Origin of the sequence: Bacteroides sp. UBA939 (assembly GCF_002293435.1) — a bacterium.
Lineage (GTDB): Bacteria > Bacteroidota > Bacteroidia > Bacteroidales > Bacteroidaceae > Bacteroides.
Window position 1 is genome coordinate 1 of sequence record NZ_DBDF01000049.1, and the last position, 18399, is coordinate 18399.

13 protein-coding genes are annotated in these 18399 nt (G+C 42.8%); 12 read left to right on the forward strand and 1 reads right to left on the reverse strand.

The genetic code is table 11. The features are described 5' to 3' along the window. Nucleotides 1-191 precede the first annotated feature (191 nt). From B2Z67_RS03415 to B2Z67_RS03445, 7 genes are all read left to right on the forward strand, one after another. The gene (locus B2Z67_RS03415) at nt 192-1307 is read left to right on the forward strand and encodes a glycoside hydrolase family 26 protein (RefSeq protein ID WP_291528416.1); all 1116 of its coding nucleotides are present in this window, start codon (nt 192-194) and stop codon (nt 1305-1307) included. A 14-nt stretch (nt 1308-1321) separates the two neighbouring features. Then, nucleotides 1322-2500 (forward strand): glycosidase, encoded by a 1179-nt coding sequence (locus B2Z67_RS03420; protein ID WP_291528417.1) that lies wholly within the window; start codon nt 1322-1324, stop codon nt 2498-2500. 135 nt (nt 2501-2635) lie between these two features. Continuing rightward, nucleotides 2636-4015 carry an MFS transporter gene (locus tag B2Z67_RS03425; RefSeq protein ID WP_291528418.1) on the forward strand — a complete coding sequence of 460 codons (1380 nt, stop codon included), beginning with the start codon at nt 2636-2638 and terminating at the stop codon, nt 4013-4015. Between the two features lie 176 nt (nt 4016-4191). Beyond that, entirely contained in the window at nt 4192-5379 is a 1188-nt protein-coding gene (locus B2Z67_RS03430) for an AGE family epimerase/isomerase (protein ID WP_291528419.1), read from the forward strand. A 43-nt stretch (nt 5380-5422) separates the two neighbouring features. Continuing rightward, entirely contained in the window at nt 5423-6214 is a 792-nt protein-coding gene (locus tag B2Z67_RS03435) for an SGNH/GDSL hydrolase family protein (RefSeq protein ID WP_291528420.1), read from the forward strand. Between the two features lie 101 nt (nt 6215-6315). Next, complete coding sequence (locus tag B2Z67_RS03440) at nt 6316-7338, forward strand: EamA family transporter (protein ID WP_291528421.1); 1023 nt, start codon at nt 6316-6318, stop codon at nt 7336-7338. A gap of 81 nt (nt 7339-7419) precedes the next feature. Then, on the forward strand, nt 7420-10683 hold the full coding sequence (locus B2Z67_RS03445) for a S41 family peptidase (RefSeq protein WP_291528422.1): 3264 nt from the start codon (nt 7420-7422) through the stop codon (nt 10681-10683). Nucleotides 10684-10990: 307 nt separating this feature from the next. Here B2Z67_RS03445 and B2Z67_RS03450 read toward each other — a convergent pair whose 3' ends face one another. Next, nucleotides 10991-11326 (reverse strand): hypothetical protein, encoded by a 336-nt coding sequence (locus B2Z67_RS03450; protein WP_291528423.1) that lies wholly within the window; start codon nt 11324-11326, stop codon nt 10991-10993. A gap of 167 nt (nt 11327-11493) precedes the next feature. Here B2Z67_RS03450 and B2Z67_RS03455 point away from each other — a divergent pair, with 167 nt between their 5' ends. The 5 genes from B2Z67_RS03455 to B2Z67_RS03475 all read left to right on the forward strand — a co-directional run bounded on the left by B2Z67_RS03455 (nt 11494) and on the right by B2Z67_RS03475 (nt 18395). Beyond that, nucleotides 11494-12327, forward strand: coding sequence for a hypothetical protein (locus B2Z67_RS03455; RefSeq protein ID WP_291528424.1), 834 nt, complete (start codon nt 11494-11496; stop codon nt 12325-12327). A 940-nt stretch (nt 12328-13267) separates the two neighbouring features. Further along, nucleotides 13268-14356, forward strand: coding sequence for a DUF4434 domain-containing protein (locus tag B2Z67_RS03460; protein WP_291528425.1), 1089 nt, complete (start codon nt 13268-13270; stop codon nt 14354-14356). A 54-nt stretch (nt 14357-14410) separates the two neighbouring features. Continuing rightward, nucleotides 14411-15814: a sugar porter family MFS transporter gene (locus B2Z67_RS03465; protein ID WP_291528426.1), complete on the forward strand. Its 1404-nt coding sequence runs from the start codon at nt 14411-14413 to the stop codon at nt 15812-15814. Nucleotides 15815-15848: 34 nt separating this feature from the next. After that, entirely contained in the window at nt 15849-17021 is a 1173-nt protein-coding gene (locus B2Z67_RS03470) for an AGE family epimerase/isomerase (RefSeq protein WP_291528427.1), read from the forward strand. Between the two features lie 30 nt (nt 17022-17051). Further along, on the forward strand, nt 17052-18395 hold the full coding sequence (locus B2Z67_RS03475) for a DUF4434 domain-containing protein (RefSeq protein ID WP_291528428.1): 1344 nt from the start codon (nt 17052-17054) through the stop codon (nt 18393-18395). Nucleotides 18396-18399 lie beyond the last annotated feature (4 nt).

Consider the following 18399-nt stretch of genomic DNA (forward strand, 5'->3'; position numbering starts at 1 on the left):
TGTTTATTATCAGATAGATACAATCAAAAAGGTGGCAGATGGCAGATAAAAATCGATTTTCAACTTTATGGAGGTGTTGGCGGAATGCGAAATAATATAGTAAAGGGATAAAATCGTATCATTATCTCCTGTGCCCATCCGTTATCTTTGTGCCATGAACTTGAATAATGTTTATGAAAAATAGGACGATAATGAAATTCAAATTTATGGCGGTAGCTTTAATGACGAGCGTCTTGGTTGCTTGCGGTTCTGCTAAAAAAGAAAAAACGACAGATGACGGAACTGCTCCTGCGCGTACTCCTGAAACGGAAAAATTGTTGGCTAACCTGAAAAAAGTTCCTTCCAGGGGCTTTATGTTCGGACACCATGATGACACCAATTATGGTATCGGTTGGGATGGTGATGAAGGACGCTCTGATGTGAAGAGTGTCTGTGGAGATTATCCTGCGGTTATCAGTTTCGACCTGGGACACCTTGAGCTGGGTGATACCATGAGTCTGGACAAAGTCCCGTTCGGCAAAATCAGAAAAGAGATAATAAACCAATATAAGCGGGGCGGCATATCTTCCCTCAGTTGGCATTTGCGCAATCCGCTGACGGGTGGCGACTCGTGGGATGTGTCGGACACAACGGTCGTGAAGTCTGTGCTTCCGGGAGGAGCCAATCACGGGAAGTTTACCGGCTGGTTGGGCAGGATGTCGGCCTTTATCAATTCTTTGCAGACGGAAGAAGGAGTGAAAGTTCCGGTTCTTTTCCGTCCGTGGCACGAACATACGGGCAGTTGGTTCTGGTGGGGCGAGAAACTCTGTACGCCCGAAGAGTACAAGGCGCTTTGGCGCATGACGGTAGACGCCCTCCGCAGTGACGGTGTGGACAATGCCCTTTACGCCTATTCACCGGGTAGTGAGCCTAATGATACGGCGCAATACCTGAAACGTTATCCCGGCGACGATTTAATCGACGTTATTGGTTTTGATACTTATCAGTTCAAGCGCGATGCCTATGTTGCCAATCTTGAGAAATCGCTGGCTATTGTAGACAGTATAGGCAGAGCACACGATAAGGTGATTGCCATTACCGAAACCGGATACGAAGGCATCCCCGATCCGAAATGGTGGACTGAAACCCTGTTGCCTGCTGTTGAAAACTATCCGATAGCTTATGTTTTGGTATGGCGTAATGCCCGTGAACGTGTTACCCACTTCTACGCTCCTTATCCCGGACAGGTTTCGGCAGAGGACTTTGTGGAGTTCTACAACCATCCTAAAACACTGTTTGCGGCAGACGTAAACTCTTTATTTCAATAAGAAAAACAATCAATATGAAAGCTTTTGAAGATAAGGCAACAAAACTTCTTCAGGAACACGAAGAACTGATTACGAGAAAGAATGAGCCTGTAGAAGGAGGTAACGGTATCTTTACGCGTTATAAATATCCGGCAGTGACGGCTGCGCATACTCCCGTGTTCTGGCGTTATGATTTGAACGAAAGTTCCAATCCTTACCTGATGGAACGCATCGGCATGAATGCGGCGCTTAACTCGGGCGCAATCAAATGGAATGGCAACTATCTGCTGGTATTGCGTATGGAAGGTGTCGACCGCAAATCTTTCTTCGCAGTGGCTGAAAGCCCCAATGGAATAGATAACTTCCGTTTCTGGGATTATCCGGTTACTATGCCCGAGGATGTGATTCCGGCTACAAATATATATGATATGCGTCTCACGGCTCACGAAGATGGCTGGATATACGGTATCTTCTGTGCCGAACGCCATGATGACAGAGCTTCCGCCGGCGATTTGTCCTCGGCTACAGCCACGGCAGGCATTGCCCGCACGAAAGACTTGAAGACATGGGAACGTCTGCCGGACCTGAAAGCCAAGAGCCAGCAGCGCAATGTTGTGCTTCATCCCGAGTTTGTGGATGGTAAGTATGCTCTCTATACCCGTCCGCAGGATGGGTTTATTGATGCCGGAAGCGGTGGCGGAATCGGCTGGGCGTTGGTGGACGACATGACGCATGCGCAGGTGACGGAGGAAAAGATTATAGATTTACGTTACTATCATACTATCAAAGAGGTGAAGAATGGTGAAGGACCGCATCCGATAAAAACATCGAAAGGCTGGCTTCATCTGGCTCACGGCGTACGTGCCTGTGCTGCGGGATTGCGCTACGTACTTTATATGTATATGACCGCCCTGGATGATCCTACACGCCTGATTGCTACTCCGGGCGGTTATTTCATGGCTCCCGAAGGAGAAGAACGCATCGGTGATGTGAGTAACGTGCTCTTTACCAATGGCTGGATTGCCGATGAAGACGGTAAAGTGTTCATCTATTACGCATCCTCGGATACACGCATGCATGTGGCTACTTCTACAGTAGACAAATTGGTGGATTACTGCATGAATACCCCTGCAGACGGTTTTTCTTCTTCCGCTTCCGTAGAGACTTTGAAGAAGCTTATCGACAAAAACCTGAAGCTTATCGCAAATCACTGATAGAATTACTGATTATGAATTACAGATTACGAATTGTAACGCCCTGCCATGTAACGCGCTTCAATATTAATCCGTAATTTTGTAATCCCTAATTCAAAATTCATAATTCATAATTCAAAATTCAAAATTCATCCTATGGCAACCCTGAAAGAGAAAATCGGTTATGGCTTTGGAGATATGTCTTCTTCCATGTTCTGGAAGATATTCTCCTATTATCTGCCCATATTCTATTCCAATATATATGGTTTAAGTCTTGCTGATACCGGCGTTCTGTTGCTGGTTACGCGTATTTGGGATGCGGTGTCCGACCCGATGATGGGGGTGATTGCCGACCGGACGCATACGCGTTGGGGGAAGTATCGCCCTTATTTGCTGTGGGTTTCTCTTCCGTTTGCCGTGTGCGGCGTGCTGATGTTTACAACGCCTGATTACGGGGCAACGGGTAAACTGGTATGGGCGTATGTCACTTACATCATGATGATGACGGTTTATACGGCTATCAATGTTCCTTATGGCGCCATGCTCGGCGTTATGACGGACGACTCGGATACGAAGACCGTATTTTCTTCTTACCGTATGTTTTTTGCCTATGGAGGTAGTTTCATAGCCTTGTTTGCCTGGGAGCCTTTATGTACATGGTTTAAGGAGATGAGCGGTTCGGTGACTACCAGTTGGCAATATTCCATGATAGTCATTGCAATTGTATGTTTCTTTTGCTTCCTGATTTGCTTCCGCATGACCCGTGAATATGTCAAGAGCGTATCTACCGTTTCTATTGGGAAAGACCTCAAGTCGCTGCTGGCTAACGTGCCCTGGTGGTTGCTTATCGGCGCGGCGTTATGCTCCAATCTCTTTAATACGGTGCGTGGCGCTACGGCTGCTTACTTCTTCAAAGATTATATCGGCGACAGTGTGTTCCTGAATATGGGAGACCTTTCCATTCTGTTCTATGCCGGATTATTCCTGGGCGTGGGCGAAGTTGCAAATATGGTTGGCGTAGTGCTGGCGGTACCTCTTTCGCGTACGTTAGGCAAGAAGTCTACTTACATACTGACTATGGCTGCATTGGCGGTACTGAGCATACTGTTCTTCTATCTGCCTTGTACGCCGGTTGGTTTCTGGATGATGCTGATTATGCAGATTGTTATCTCCATTTGCACAGGTATTGTATCTCCGTTGGTATGGAGTATGTATGCTGATGTGTCCGACTATACCGAACTGAAGGACGGTACGGCATCAACAGGACTTATTTTCTCTTCTTCGTCTATGGCGCAAAAGTTCGGCGGTGCATTCGGTGGTGCGGCAGTGATGTGGATACTTGCGGCATTCGGTTATAATACTGCCGATGGTGCGGTGCAGACGGAAGAAGCCCTGACGGGGTTGAACTTGTTGATGAGCTGGATACCTGCTGCTGTAGCTGTGCTGGCAATGGTGGTGGTGTACTTCTATCCTTTGACAAAAGCGCGCGTGGTTGAAATTAACGAGAAGCTGAAGCCGATACGCGCCAAGATATAAAGTTCTATATGAGAATAATTTTTTAGACGCAGATGACGCGGATTTCTTTTTCTCTTTCGAATGAACGAAACATAGCGCAGCATTTAAAAAATCCGCGTCATCCGCGTTATCCGCGTCTAAAAAATTGCTTATACACAGGAAAGGAAACTAATAAAACAAACTAAAAACAAAATCTTATGAACATCGGCTGCATGAGACAAGAGATGGAAGAAGTGTTGGTAACCAATATTCTTCCGTTTTGGATGAATAAGATGACAGACGAAGTGAACGGCGGTTTCTATGGTCGCATCACCGGGAATGGAGTGTTAGTGCCGGAAGCTGTGAAAGGCGCAATATTGAACGCCCGTATTCTCTGGACTTTTTCGTCGGCCTACCGTTTGTTGAAGAAAGAAGAATACCTGGTTGCGGCCACACGTGCCAAGCGGACTGTTGTCGACAGTTTCTATGATAAGGAATTCGGTGGCGTTTACTGGGCGCTTGACTATAAAGGCCGTCCATCGGATACGAAGAAACAAATATATGCCATAGGCTTTGCCATTTACGGATTGAGCGAGTATCATCGCGCCACGGGCGATACGGAAGCGTTGGAATATGCTGTCCGTTTGTTTGAAGACATTGAGAAACATAGTTTCGACTCCGTAAAGAACGGCTATTGCGAAGCTCTCACCCGCGAATGGGGTGAAATAGCCGACATGCGCCTGAGCGATAAAGATGAAAACGAGCGGAAGACGATGAATACACACTTGCATATTCTGGAGTCGTACACCAATCTTTACCGCGTATGGAAAGACAACCGGCTGAAAGAGCAACTCCGTAACTTGATAGAGATATTCACGGATAAGATATTGAACGCTGAAACCGGTCATTTGGAACTCTTTTTCGATGATGACTGGCACAGCAGGAACCGTATTGTTTCTTATGGTCATGACATCGAAGCTTCGTGGCTGATACATGAAGCCGCATTGGTGTTGGACGATGAAGATGTGCTTAAAAAGGTGGAACCGCTGGTAGAATTTATTGCCGCTGCCGCTGATGAGGGGCTGATGCCTGACGGCGCTATGATTTATGAACACTTCCTGAAAAAGCAGAAGACGGATACGGACCGTCACTGGTGGGTGCAGGCTGAAAATGTGGTAGGGCATGTTAATTTATACCAGCATTTTGAAGATGAAGTAGCATTGCAAAAGGCTTTTCGTTGCTGGAACTTTATCCGGGAAAACCTGATTGACCATGAAAACGGCGAATGGTACTGGAGTGTACGTGCCGATGGAACGGTGAATACCAAAGATGATAAAGCCGGGTTCTGGAAATGTCCGTATCACAGCGGGCGTATGTGTATGGAGATAATGGAACGTTTTTCATAAAAAGGAAACTCAAAACAGTTTCTAAATATTTTAAAGGGATAGAATGAGAAGGTTAACTGGTTTTTGTGTTCTGCTTTGGGTAGGGGTTGTGCTGTCTGCGCAATCCCTTTATCCGGATTTCAGTAAAATGAATTTCGGATGTGACGGTAATAGTATCACGGCGGGAGAGCAATGGTCTAAGACTGTAGTGGATGTGCTGGGGTTCGCTACGCATCACAATGTGGCTGTAGGTTCTGCTACCTGGGCTTGTTATCCGGACACTCAGGACTATGGAAGTCCGGACTTTGCCGGAATATCCGGTGGTTGGCAGCCTACCGAAGATAAGCTTGAACTGCAAATGAGACATAACAATGTCTCCAAAGTCCACATTCAACAATTCATAGCGGAAGTTGAAAGCGGGCAATATCCTGCTCCCGACGTTTTTGTCTTTTCAATGGGTACAAATGATAGGAATCTGGGTTCTGCCGAAGAGGCGTTGAAGGGGAAGACATTGGAAGAAGTGGATGTTACCACAATGGCAGGCGGCGCCCGGTGGGCAATCCAAACCATTCTTGAGCTATATCCCCGGTGTCGTGTCTTTGTCTGTACTCCTATTCAGACGGGCAATGTGGGGCATAATGAGCGTAATCTGGAAAAGATAGCTATCCTGCGCGAAATTTGCCGGGCGCTTTCCGTGCAGATGATTGACTGTTACTCCAACAGCGGTATTACCGAGAAGTTTGAACAGCCTTCGGGTAAGGGGCGATATCTTCGCGATGGATTGCATCCCGGTAAAGAAGGGCAGGAGCTGATGGGGCGTTATATTGCGAAAGAAATACGCAATAACTTCTTCTGAGTCCGTACTTTCTTTATTCAGCCGGTATGAAATGCGGAAAATTTCATGTACATTTGTATTGCTTTAAGAGACTATACTATAAACGAATAGGAGGAAAGCTAATGAGACGACCTGATATTGTCCGCCGGATTGCAGAAGTGATACATAGCATTGCTCCCGATGCGAAGACCATTCTTTATGGTTCAGAGGCTCGGGGAGAGGCACAGACTGACTCTGATATAGACCTCTTATTCTACTTGATGAAGAACAATACAAGTGCTATCATTTACGCCTGCATCGCAGTACTCAGTTGGTCTACTGTAGCCACTGCCTTTAAGATAGCTTTAACGCATCTTACTCATTTTGAGATGTTATTGGTAGCCAGTTGTACTTCGTTAATCATATTTGCCCTCCTGCTGACTTTCCAGAAGAAGTGGAAATTGGTATCGGAACTGTCCGGTCGTCAATGGGGGTGCTTTGCACTGTTGGGCTTACTGAATCCTACGGTTTATTATCTGATATTGTTCAAAGCGTACGATTTGTTGCCTGCGCAAGTGGCTCAGCCCATTAATTATGCATGGCCTGTTTTGCTGCTTGTCCTGTTAGCCTTGTTTGCTCATCAGCCCATACCGCCGAAGAAGTATATCGGTATGCTCATTTCTCTGGGTGGAGTAGTGGTTATCTCTGTAGGCACGGGGCAGTTGGGAGGTATGGACATACCTGTGCATGGACTGTTGTTAGCGGCATTGAGTGCTCTGCTGTGGGCTGTGTATTGGATAATGAACAATAAGCTCAAAGATAAAACGGACGGCAGCATTGTGTTGTTTATGAGTTTCCTGTTTGGTACAAGCTATTTGCTGATAGGAGCTGTGGGGGTAGGTGTGCATCTTGATACATTGCCCGGTATTCTATCGGGTATCTATGTCGGTGGGTTCGAGATAGGTATTCCTTTCATCTTCTTCGGGCTTGCCATGCAGAAGACTACAAATCCGGCGTTGGTCAACCAGCTTTGCTTCCTGTCTCCCTTCCTGTCGTTATTCTTCATCGCAATCATATTGGGTGAACAGATTGTGATTACAACTTACATCGGACTTGCATTGATTGTAATGGGGATTATGTTCAATCAGTATTTGGTAAAGAAATAAGGTGTCATAAAATAGTTGCTGCATTTTCGTTATTATTCTTATTCTTTTCTTACTTTTGTCAATTGACTAAAACTAAATGATATGAATAAGAAAATTCTTTTATCCTTATTCGTTCTGACCGGTACATCTGCGTATCTTTCTGCAGCAGATGAGGCGCGTTTATTGCGTTTTCCGGCAACGAACGGAAGTGAGATTGTTTTCTCGTATGCGGGCGATTTATATAAAGTGCCTGTTACAGGAGGAGAGGCGCAACGCCTGACTTCGTACGTAGGATATGAAATATTTCCTCGTTTCTCGCCCGATGGCAAGACCGTTGCTTTCACAGGCCAGTATGATGGGAATACGGAAGTCTACACCATCCCTTCTGTGGGCGGTGAACCGCAACGGCTGACCTATACGGCAACCAATGCGCGCGATGATTTGGGAGACCGCATGGGACCTAACAACATCGTAATGACATGGACGCCCGACGGACAACAAATTGTATATCGTAACCGTATCAGCGACGGCTTTGCCGGCAAACTATACACAGTCAGCCGGGACGGCGGTCTGCCCGAAGCCCTACCTTTGCCCGAAGGCGGTTTTTGCAGTTATTCTCCCGACGGTAAACAATTGGCATACAATCGTACCATGCGCGAGTTCCGTACGTGGAAGTATTATAAAGGCGGCATGGCGGATGACATCTGGCTATACAATCCCGATAAGCAGGAAGTGGAGAATATTACGAATAATGTGGCGCAGGATATCTTCCCTTTATGGATAGGCGATGATATCTTTTTCCTTTCCGACCGTGACCGTACCATGAATATGTTCGTTTATAACACGAAGACCAAACAAACGGCAAAGGTGACCGACTTTACCGAGTATGATATTAAGTTTCCAAGCGCTTCGGGCGGTACAATTGTATTTGAGAATGGCGGATACATCTACAAGTTGGATGCTTCGACCCGGAAATTTGAGAAAGTGAGTATCACACTTACTTCCGATAATATTTATGCCCGTAACGCCATTAAGAAAGGTTCCAATTATCTGAGGGCAGTCAGCGCTTCTCCGGATGGAGAGCGGGTAGTGATTACGGCGCGTGGCGAAGTGTTCAATCTTCCGACCGATAAAGGAGTAACTAAGAATATTACACGTACGCCGGGTGCACATGAACGTGACGCCCAATGGTCGCCCGACGGGAAGTATATCGCCTATATTTCGGATGCTACGGGTGAAACGGAACTTTACCTTCAGGATGCCGTAGGAGGGAATCCGGTACAGTTGACTAAAGATAACGATACGTATATCCGTACTTTTGAATGGAGTCCGGATAGTAAGAAGATTGTTTATACCGACCGTCAGAATCGCATAAACCTGCTGGATGTTGAATCTCGCCAGGTAACCTTGTTACTGCAAGACCCGATGGGCGAACCACGGAGTGTGACTTTCTCTCCGGACAACAATTGGCTGACTTACACACGCGATGCGGAGAATGAAATCACCGTTGTCTATGTGTATAATATCTCCGAGAAGAAAGAATATCCGGTAACGGACAAATGGTATAATTCATTCTCGCCTGCGTTCAGCACGGACGGTAAGTATATAATCTTTTCGTCAGCCCGTGATTTCAATCCTACGTATGGCATGTTGGAATGGAATCATGTGTATAACAATATGTTTGGAGTTTATATAGCTTTGTTGTCCAAAGATACTCCGTCGCCTTTCATACAGAAAGATGCCGTAGTAAACAGCAGCAAGGAAACTGATACATCGAAGGTTTCGACAGAAAAGGCAGAGAAGAAGACGGATAGCAAGAAAGCATCGAAAGGAGGAGCCGTTTCCGCTTCTCTTGTAAACTTCAATCCGGAAGGTATTGCCGACCGTATTGTCAGACTCCCGTTATCAGCCTCTTATTACAGTGATTTTTATTCAAACGGCAAAAAAGTCTATTACAGGGGACGTGGCGGAGTGAAAGTATTTGATTTGGAATCGCAGGAAGAAGAAAACGTTGCCGATGGAGCTTTAATGTTCGTCACTCCGGGTAGTAAAAAGGCTTTGTTCTTTAAAGAGAATCAGGTATATGTGACTGATATTCCCGGAGGAAGTGCCGGGCTGAATACTCCTGTCAACCTCGATAATGTGTCGATTACAGTTGATTACCCGAAAGAGTGGGCGCAGATATTCGATGAGGCATGGCGCGCATATCGCGATGGATTCTATTTGGAAAATATGCATGGAGTAGACTGGAAAGCAATCAAACAGAAATATGCTGTCCTGTTGCCTTATGCAAAGACACGCCTCGATCTGAACTATATAATAGGTGAAATGATTGGCGAACTTAACTGTGGACATGCGTATGTTAATCCGGGAGAGCGGGAACAGCCCGAACGTATAAAGATGGGACTGTTGGGCGCTGAGATTTCATCGGATAAGAGTGGTTTCTTCCGTCTGGATAAGATTCTTACGGGGGCTTCATGGAGCAAGAATTTACGTTCGCCGCTTACGGAACCGGGTATCGAAGCACGGGTTGGAGAGTATATTGTTGCGATTGACGGCATACCTGCTAATTCAGTGAAGAATATTTATGCTTTGCTGGTAGGGAAGGCGGGAGTACCGACGGAAATTTCGTTGAATGGTAAACCTCAACTGGACGGTGCAAGAAAGATTGTGATTAGTCCGATTGAAAATGAATATCCTTTATATCACTATAATTGGGTGCAGAACAATCTGAAGAAAGTAGATGAAGCTTCGAATGGTCGCATTGGCTATATCTATATTCCTGATATGGGTCCCGAAGGCTTGAATGAGTTTGCCCGTTACTTCTATCCGCAGCTCGATAAGGAAGGCTTGATTATAGATGACCGCGCCAATGGGGGCGGTAACGTATCGCCTATGATTCTGGAACGCCTGTCGCGTGAGCCTTACCGTTTGACGATGGGACGTGGCACCAAAAGAACCGGTACGATACCTGATGGTGTACAGGTAGGTCCTAAAGTTTGTCTGATTAATAAATATTCGGCTTCCGACGGCGACCTCTTCCCATGGGGCTTCCGTGCGCTTGGACTTGGAAAACTTATCGGAACACGTACGTGGGGTGGGATAGTCGGTATCAGCGGCCCGTTATCTTATATGGATGGTACGGATATCCGTGTTCCTTTCTTTACCAGCTATGATGCAAAGACGGGGCAATGGATTATTGAGAATCATGGTGTTGACCCGGATATATTAATTGATAACGATCCAATTAAGGAACAGCGTGGGGAAGACCAACAACTTGACAAGGCTATTGAGGAGGTAATGAAAGAATTGCAGAACCGCAAACCACTACCGCCTGTGCCGGCTCCGAGAGATTTTAGCAAATAATGTATTAGCTTTATTAAGTGATTAGGGTTTAGTGATTAGTGGTTAGTACTGGTAGCATGATAGCGCAGCCCACTAATCACCAAACCTTAATCACTATAAAGCTAATATTATACTATGCACCTCTAAATGATAATTTGAAGGTATTCAAAGCATATAATATAGTAAGAGTCTCCTACTATATACTAAGTAATGATTAAAAAATAACTTGGTACAGATTAAGACGGCACTGATGAGATGCAGTCTCTTTCTTTCATCAAAAACTGTCCCAACTTATTTTTTTTACGCTTACTAAGAGGAGTACCGGATGTTAATTTCCCCTTCTCTGGCGTCTTTGTTGCCTCATATTCTGATACTTCTCATATTGCTCATCAGTCAGAATCTTCTTGATTTTTGTATCAAGTTCTTCGCGTCTCTTTCTCATTTCCTCCCGAGAAGGTCTTTCACCCGAATTATTCCAACCGGCTCTCATCTCTTCCATGGCCGTTTTGAAGTCCTTAGCTTGGGTTTCATTCAGCCCCAATTCCGTCACCATCTGTTCGATACGTTTTGACATGTCAGGACGTTCACCTCTGTTATCCTGAGCCATACATACTACCGAGCCTATAAACAGGACAACGGCCAAACATAAAATCTGTTTCTTCATAATTCTAATGCATTTAAAAGTGAGTTGTGTTTTCATTGAATTCACAAAAATATGTATTTATGACTCTTGTCTTTCGTAACAGTTTAATCCCGCAGCAAGAAAATCGTCAGAAAGGCTTCATTCTTAAATAAAAAGCAATTACTTTTGTAGACATAACCCTTTCTACTATGGTACGAAAACTCTTTTTCTTCCACCTCCTGTGTTTCTGTTGCTTCCTTTCGGCTCAGGCAACCGGGCAGATATCCGAGCTTATTATTATCGGAAAAGATACTTTGATGTTGCTAACATGTCCGATAGAGCACGATCCAATCATTAGAAAACAGGTGAACAAGCGCCTCGCTAAAAAAACTTTCACTACAGCCTGCTGGAGAAGATATCAGGCCACGTGGCAAATAGAAGATAATCAGCTAATTCTGAAAAAAAATGAAGACAGCAAAAGTCTTTTCGCCAGCTCTGACACTGTGCCGGAAGTTACTGTTGATTTAAGTGATATCTTCGATCGGTATCAGGACAAACAAGGTCGGATAGTAGCCTCCTGGTTTAGCGGAGAGTTGAAAGTTGTATCCGGAGAAAGGATTTATTATGTCCACATGGGCTTTGATAGGGAATATGAAAATGAAACGGTCTACCAAGTAGAGCAAGGCAAAATCATCTCGAAAACCGATTACCGGAACTCTATAAAGAAAGGAATGCCGATAGAAGATGCCATGAAGTTCGTTATGACACAGTTCAAGGGGGAGCGTTTTCCGGAATTGGCGAACACGAGACTTGTCATATCAGTTAATGTATTGCCCAAAGCAGATGGTAGTCTTGATAGTGCAGATGTTGAAATATTACGCCCGAACAATATCACGGAAGAACGTAAAAAGCTTTATATAGAGCAAATACATGCAATCTTGAAGCAAATTCCCCAATGGGATGTACTTACCGTACGCAACAAGATTCGGAAAACCGGGCGGTGGATGTTGCCCGTGTGGCGGGGAAAACATACGCAAAATTAGTTCTATTATGCTCCATTTGTACCTCATACAGGATGAGTCGCTTCAAATGACTCAAAACTAAAAGACTTCATGTTCTTTATTGCCTCATGTTCTTCGTTACTTCAGGTGCAGGCAACTATGATTAAAATCAGGGCAACTGTAACAAAAGGTTTATTTCTGCCGGTATCGCTATGAACTGATTCTGTTTAGCTTATCATTTCTGTCTATTTATGATAAATCTATCTCTGTGATTGCATAAATCTTTTCGTTCGACACATGTCGAATGATTATGCGATATCTGTCGAATAATCATTCGACGGTTGTCGAACGCAAATTCGACAACCGTCGAACGATTAGATTTATGCAAAGCGAATATTAGTTCTTAGTGAACAAAGAGCTAAATCTTAGTGAATCAACAGTTAGTAATTAGCTTAAAAACGATACAGAATGAAACAAAACTTTTGGTGAGAAAAAAAGGTTGTACCTAAAGTAACTGTAGTCACGCTTAAAACCAATACCTTTATAGGTCAGTGATGGTAGAACAGAACTGTCCTTATATATAATGTGTAATGATTCACTTTTAAAAAAGAGAATCATTGTTTTATTTCCTATTTTTAATAATTTTCGTTTAATCGGGCTGTATTTTTAATGTATTTCCCTGCTATTATCGTATAATGCTATTATATTTAGTATTGTATGTGTTGTATTTTGGATATTATCCTTTAATTTTCTATTATATTTAGTATATAAAGTTAATTAATGCTAATAATTGGGTGTATATTAATAAAATAATTTAGTAATCATTGCGATATAAATAAATGTGTTTATATTAGCGGAGTATTTGGTAAGAGAATGCTAAAAACACACCCAAAATAAACAAAAATGGATAGTGGAAATGATTATCCGAGAAACGTATTCAATCGGTTTTAATATATAATAGTTGATCTTAATTTTGTTAATTATGAAAATGAGAACTCGCAGGGATTTTCTTAAGAAAGCAGCTTTGTTTGGTGCGTCTGCATTAACGGCTCCTTCGTTATTAGGTCAGGAGAGAGAAGGTGGCTCTTCTTTCTCTCCTGAACCTAATATTTCCAAGCTAATGGTTCCTGCTGGAAATGCACTTGAAATCACCGGTACGTTTTTAGATGAAATCTCTCATGATATTCCTCATCAGAATTGGGGTGAAAAAGAATGGGACTTAGATTTCCGGCACATGCGGGATATTGGAATTGATACGGTTATAATGATTCGTTCCGGATATCGTAAATTCATAACTTATCCCTCTACATATTTATTGAGTAAAGGATGCTATATGCCATCCGTTGATTTGGTGGATATGTATCTTCGTTTGGCTGAAAAGTATAATATGAGATTCTACTTTGGTTTATATGATTCCGGTAAGTATTGGGATACGGGAGATTTGTCGTGGGAAGTTGAAGATAACAAATACGTGATTGATGAGGTTTGGCGCAATTACGGTGACAAGTATAAAAGTTTCGGAGGGTGGTATATCAGTGGTGAAATAAGCCGCAAAACGAAAGGTGCAATTGATGCTTTTCGTGCTATGGGGAAGCAGTGCAAGGATGTTTCAGGTGGGTTACCAACATTTATATCTCCGTGGATTGATGGGAAAAAGGCTGTAATGGGCACAGGGAAGTTGACAAACGAGGATGCTGTATCTGTTCGGGAGCACGAAAAAGAATGGAATGAAATATTTGATGGCATTCATGATGTGGTAGATGCTTGTGCTTTTCAGGATGGACATATTGATTATGACGAGTTGGATACCTTTTTCACAGTGAATAAAAAGTTGGCTGATAAATATGGTATGAAATGTTGGACAAACGCAGAGACTTTTGATCGTGACATGCCCATTAACTTTCTGCCCATTAAGTTTGATAAACTTCGTATGAAATTGGAGGCTGCCAAAAGAGCCGGTTATGATAAGGCTATAACTTTTGAATTTTCTCATTTCATGAGTCCGCAGTCGGCTTATTTACAGGCAGGACATTTATATAATAGGTATAAAGAATATTTTAATATAAGGTGAGATGAAATCTTTAATCAGACAGTTGAATGATAAACCGCTAAAATTGATTAGTTTATGAAATCGAATGTGAATATAGGATATTTGGTCTTTCTTTCCTTTGTTGCTGCTTTGGGAGGATTTCTATTTGGATATGATACAGCCGTCATTTCCGGAACCATAGCTCAGGTAACGACTCTTTTCCAATTGGATACATTGCAGCAAGGATGGTATGTAGGCTGTGCCCTGATAGGTTCTATTATAGGTGTTTCGTTTGCAGGTATCTTGAGTGATAAGTTTGGTCGTAAACTGACAATGATACTCTCGGCAGTATTGTTTTCTACTTCTGCGATAGGCTGTGCTTTGTGTGTTGACTTTAATGGATTAGTGATTTATCGTATCATAGGTGGTATAGGCATCGGTGTCGTTTCTATTATTTCGCCGCTGTATATATCTGAAGTCTCTGTTGCTCAATATAGGGGGAGACTTGTTTCTTTATATCAACTTGCAGTTACGGTAGGTTTTTTGGGAGCTTATTTGGTGAATTATCAATTGTTGGCATGGGCTGAGAGCCATGTTGGGGCAAGTGCAGGATGGGTGGATAAGATATTTGTAACAGAGGTGTGGCGTGGAATGTTGGGAATGGAAACATTGCCGGCTGTCCTGTTCTTCATTATTATATTTTTTATACCGGAAAGTCCGCGTTGGCTAATATTGAAAGGAAAGGAGTCAGATGGATTTGAAATATTGAGGAAGGTGTATCATTCGGTAGAAGATGCTGCCTGCCAGATGAATGAGACAAAGTCTGTGATATTGTCGGAAGTCAAGTCGGAATGGAAACTGTTGTTGCGACCGGGAATTCTGAAAGCTGTAATAATAGGAGTGTGCATTGCCATGTTAGGACAGTTTATGGGAGTAAATGCAGTTCTTTATTATGGCCCTTCTATTTTTGAAAATGCCGGACTCTCCGGAGGTGATTCTTTGTTTTATCAGGTATTGGTAGGATTGGTCAATACCTTAACGACTGTATTGGCGCTTGTTATAATAGATCGGGTAGGTCGTAAGAAACTGGTATATTATGGAGTGTCGGGTATGGTACTGTCTCTGCTGTTAATCGGTTTTTATTTTATATATGGAGAGGCATGGGGAATATCAAATCTTTTTTTATTAATCTTTTTCTTGTTTTATGTATTCTGTTGTGCAGTTTCTATATGTGCAGTAGTATTTGTTCTGCTTTCCGAAATGTATCCCATGAAAGTCCGTGGGCTGGCAATGTCAATAGCCGGATTTTCTCTATGGATTGGAACGTATTTGATTGGTCAGTTAACTCCTTGGATGCTCCAACATCTTACCCCCGCCGGAACATTCTTTTTGTTTGCTGCAATGTGTGTACCTTATATGTTGATTGTTTGGAAACTTGTTCCGGAGACAACAGGTAAGTCGTTGGAAGAAATTGAGCGTTATTGGACCCGTGTAAAATAATCGACCTTATTAATTATAAATATTAAAAGAATTTATGGAGTTTAAGAAGTTGGCTGCTCAGTATAAGGATGAATTAATGAATAATATTCTTCCTTTTTGGATTGAACATTCCCAGGATTATGAATATGGTGGATATTTCACTTGTCTTGATCGTGAGGGAAATGTATTTGATACGGATAAGTTTATTTGGTTACAAGGCCGTGAAGTATGGATGTTCTCGATGCTTTATAATAAAGTTGAAAAACGTCAGGAATGGTTGGACTGTGCTATACAAGGAGGTGAATTCCTGAAAAAATACGGGCATGATGGCAATTGCAACTGGTACTTTTCATTGGATAGACAAGGAAAGCCTTTAGTAGAGCCTTGTAATATATTCTCGTACACCTTTGCTGCAATGGCATTTGGGCAATTAAGTCTGGCTACAGGTAATGAAGAATATGCCGGAATAGCCAAGAAAACATTTGGTATTATCCTTTCGAAGGTAGATAATCCTAAAGGACATTGGAATAAATTACATCCGGGTACACGCAATTTGAAGAACTTCGCACTACCGATGATCCTGTGCAATTTGGCTTTGGAGATAGAACATTTGCTGGATGCGGATTATCTGGAAAAAACCATGGAAATATGTATCCATGAAGTTATGGAGGAATTTTATCGCCCTGAATTGGGAGGTATTATTGTAGAAAACATCAAAACGGACGGAGAATTATCCGATTCATTTGAAGGGCGTCAAGTGACTCCGGGGCATGCTATTGAGGCAATGTGGTTTATTATGGATCTTGGGAAACGCCTGGAACGTTGGGATTTGATTGAAAAGGCAAAAGATATCACCTTGACAATGCTTGATTATGGTTGGGATAAAGAGTATGGTGGTATTTATTATTTTATGGATCGTAAAGGATGTCCTCCTCAACAATTGGAGTGGGATCAGAAACTTTGGTGGGTACATATTGAAACATTGATTTCTTTGTTGAAAGGATATCATTGGACTGGTGACCGGAAATGTCTGGACTGGTTTGAAAAGGTACATGATTACGTTTGGTCTCATTTTAAAGATGATGCATATCCTGAGTGGTATGGTTATTTGAACAGAAGAGGTGAAGTCTTGCTTCCGTTGAAAGGTGGAAAATGGAAAGGATGTTTCCATGTACCGAGGGGATTATATCAGTGCTGGAAAACTTTGGAAGAGATAGCTAATTCTTGAGATTGTGTTCTGTCTGAAAAAAAGATGAAGATGAAAAAGTATTTGATTAGAATAATTTGCTGGTTGATCTGTATTCCGGTTTTCTCGCAAGCTTCGTGTTCGGAGTCTCGCGATGGAAAATTGAAAGATGCTCAGATAACAGATGTAGATTGTGAAGAGAATGACTCCTGTAAATCCGGGAATATTCCCCGGTTTGACGGTTCTTTTATCCAGGAGTTTCTGGTTGCTGATTGGGATAATGCACGTTGGGATCAGGAGATGGCGATGTTGAAAGAAGTTGGAATGAAACATTTGATATATGCGCCTTCACTATTGACGAATGAGCAAGGGAAAGTCACTACCAATTATCCATCATCTCTGACAGATAAAAAGTATCAAAGCGAAACACTGAAAAAATGTTTGCGTAGCGCTCAAAAGAATGGTATCAGGGTATTTGTGGGGTTGAATTTTAACGACCGTTGGTGGAAGGTGGATTATGATGCCGACTGGTTGGTGAACCAAATGAAAGTAGGTAATAAGGTGGCAGATGAAATTGTGGCTTTATACAAGAAAGATTTCCCGGACGCCATGTATGGTTGGTATTGGGTTTGGGAAGTGGATAATTTGAATTGTATGACCTCTGAATGTCAAAAGAATCTTGCCGAAGCATTGAATACAAACCTGGATCATTTATCTGAAATAACTCCGGGAATGCCGCTAATGATGTCTCCGTTTATGAATTACAGAGTGGGTGGAAATGCTAAAGAATATGGGAGAATGTGGGAGAATGTTTTTGCACAAACTCGTTTTCGTTCGGGAGATATTTTTTCACCTCAGGATTGCATAGGGGCAGGAGGATTGAACCTGGATAATGTTTCGGAATGGTTCTCCGAACTGAAACAAGCGGTGAATACTAAACCCGGACTGATTTTTTGGGGAAATGTGGAAACATTTGATCAACGTTTTTGGATTAGTGCTCCTTTAGAAAGGACTCAGAAACAGTTGGAGATTATAAATGGATATGTTGATAACATAATATGTTTTGCATATAGTCATTACAATAGTCCGTATGTAGTAAATCCGGATTATCATCAGGCTTATCTTCAATACTGCCGGACTGGTCATCTTCCTGATATGGAGGTACCTGAAAGAGTGATAAATGCCAGTATGCACAAGGTTTCTGATGGAATAGAAATTAGATGGACACCCAATAGTATGAAAGCGGCTGACGGATATAGTGTATATCGCGATGGAAAGTTGATAAAGAAGCTTCAAATACGTGGCGGAGAACTTCCGGGAACCTTTGTAGATACAGAAGGAAAAGCTGATAGTGTATATGAAGTAGCCGTATATAATGTAATAGGAATAGAATCGGCTAAAGTAAAGGCTGAATAAGAAA

Bases quoted from the DNA above. Each gene is read 5' to 3' on its own strand.
- B2Z67_RS03415 (WP_291528416.1), top strand. From the start codon at position 192: ATGAAATTCAAATTTATGGCGGTAGCTTTAATGACGAGCGTCTTGGTT.
- B2Z67_RS03420 (WP_291528417.1), top strand. From the start codon at position 1,322: ATGAAAGCTTTTGAAGATAAGGCAACAAAACTTCTTCAGGAACACGAA.
- B2Z67_RS03425 (WP_291528418.1), top strand. From the start codon at position 2,636: ATGGCAACCCTGAAAGAGAAAATCGGTTATGGCTTTGGAGATATGTCT.
- B2Z67_RS03430 (WP_291528419.1), top strand. From the start codon at position 4,192: ATGAACATCGGCTGCATGAGACAAGAGATGGAAGAAGTGTTGGTAACC.
- B2Z67_RS03435 (WP_291528420.1), top strand. From the start codon at position 5,423: ATGAGAAGGTTAACTGGTTTTTGTGTTCTGCTTTGGGTAGGGGTTGTG.
- B2Z67_RS03440 (WP_291528421.1), top strand. From the start codon at position 6,316: ATGAGACGACCTGATATTGTCCGCCGGATTGCAGAAGTGATACATAGC.
- B2Z67_RS03445 (WP_291528422.1), top strand. From the start codon at position 7,420: ATGAATAAGAAAATTCTTTTATCCTTATTCGTTCTGACCGGTACATCT.
- B2Z67_RS03450 (WP_291528423.1), bottom strand. From the start codon at position 11,326: ATGAAGAAACAGATTTTATGTTTGGCCGTTGTCCTGTTTATAGGCTCG.
- B2Z67_RS03455 (WP_291528424.1), top strand. From the start codon at position 11,494: ATGGTACGAAAACTCTTTTTCTTCCACCTCCTGTGTTTCTGTTGCTTC.
- B2Z67_RS03460 (WP_291528425.1), top strand. From the start codon at position 13,268: ATGAAAATGAGAACTCGCAGGGATTTTCTTAAGAAAGCAGCTTTGTTT.
- B2Z67_RS03465 (WP_291528426.1), top strand. From the start codon at position 14,411: ATGAAATCGAATGTGAATATAGGATATTTGGTCTTTCTTTCCTTTGTT.
- B2Z67_RS03470 (WP_291528427.1), top strand. From the start codon at position 15,849: ATGGAGTTTAAGAAGTTGGCTGCTCAGTATAAGGATGAATTAATGAAT.
- B2Z67_RS03475 (WP_291528428.1), top strand. From the start codon at position 17,052: ATGAAAAAGTATTTGATTAGAATAATTTGCTGGTTGATCTGTATTCCG.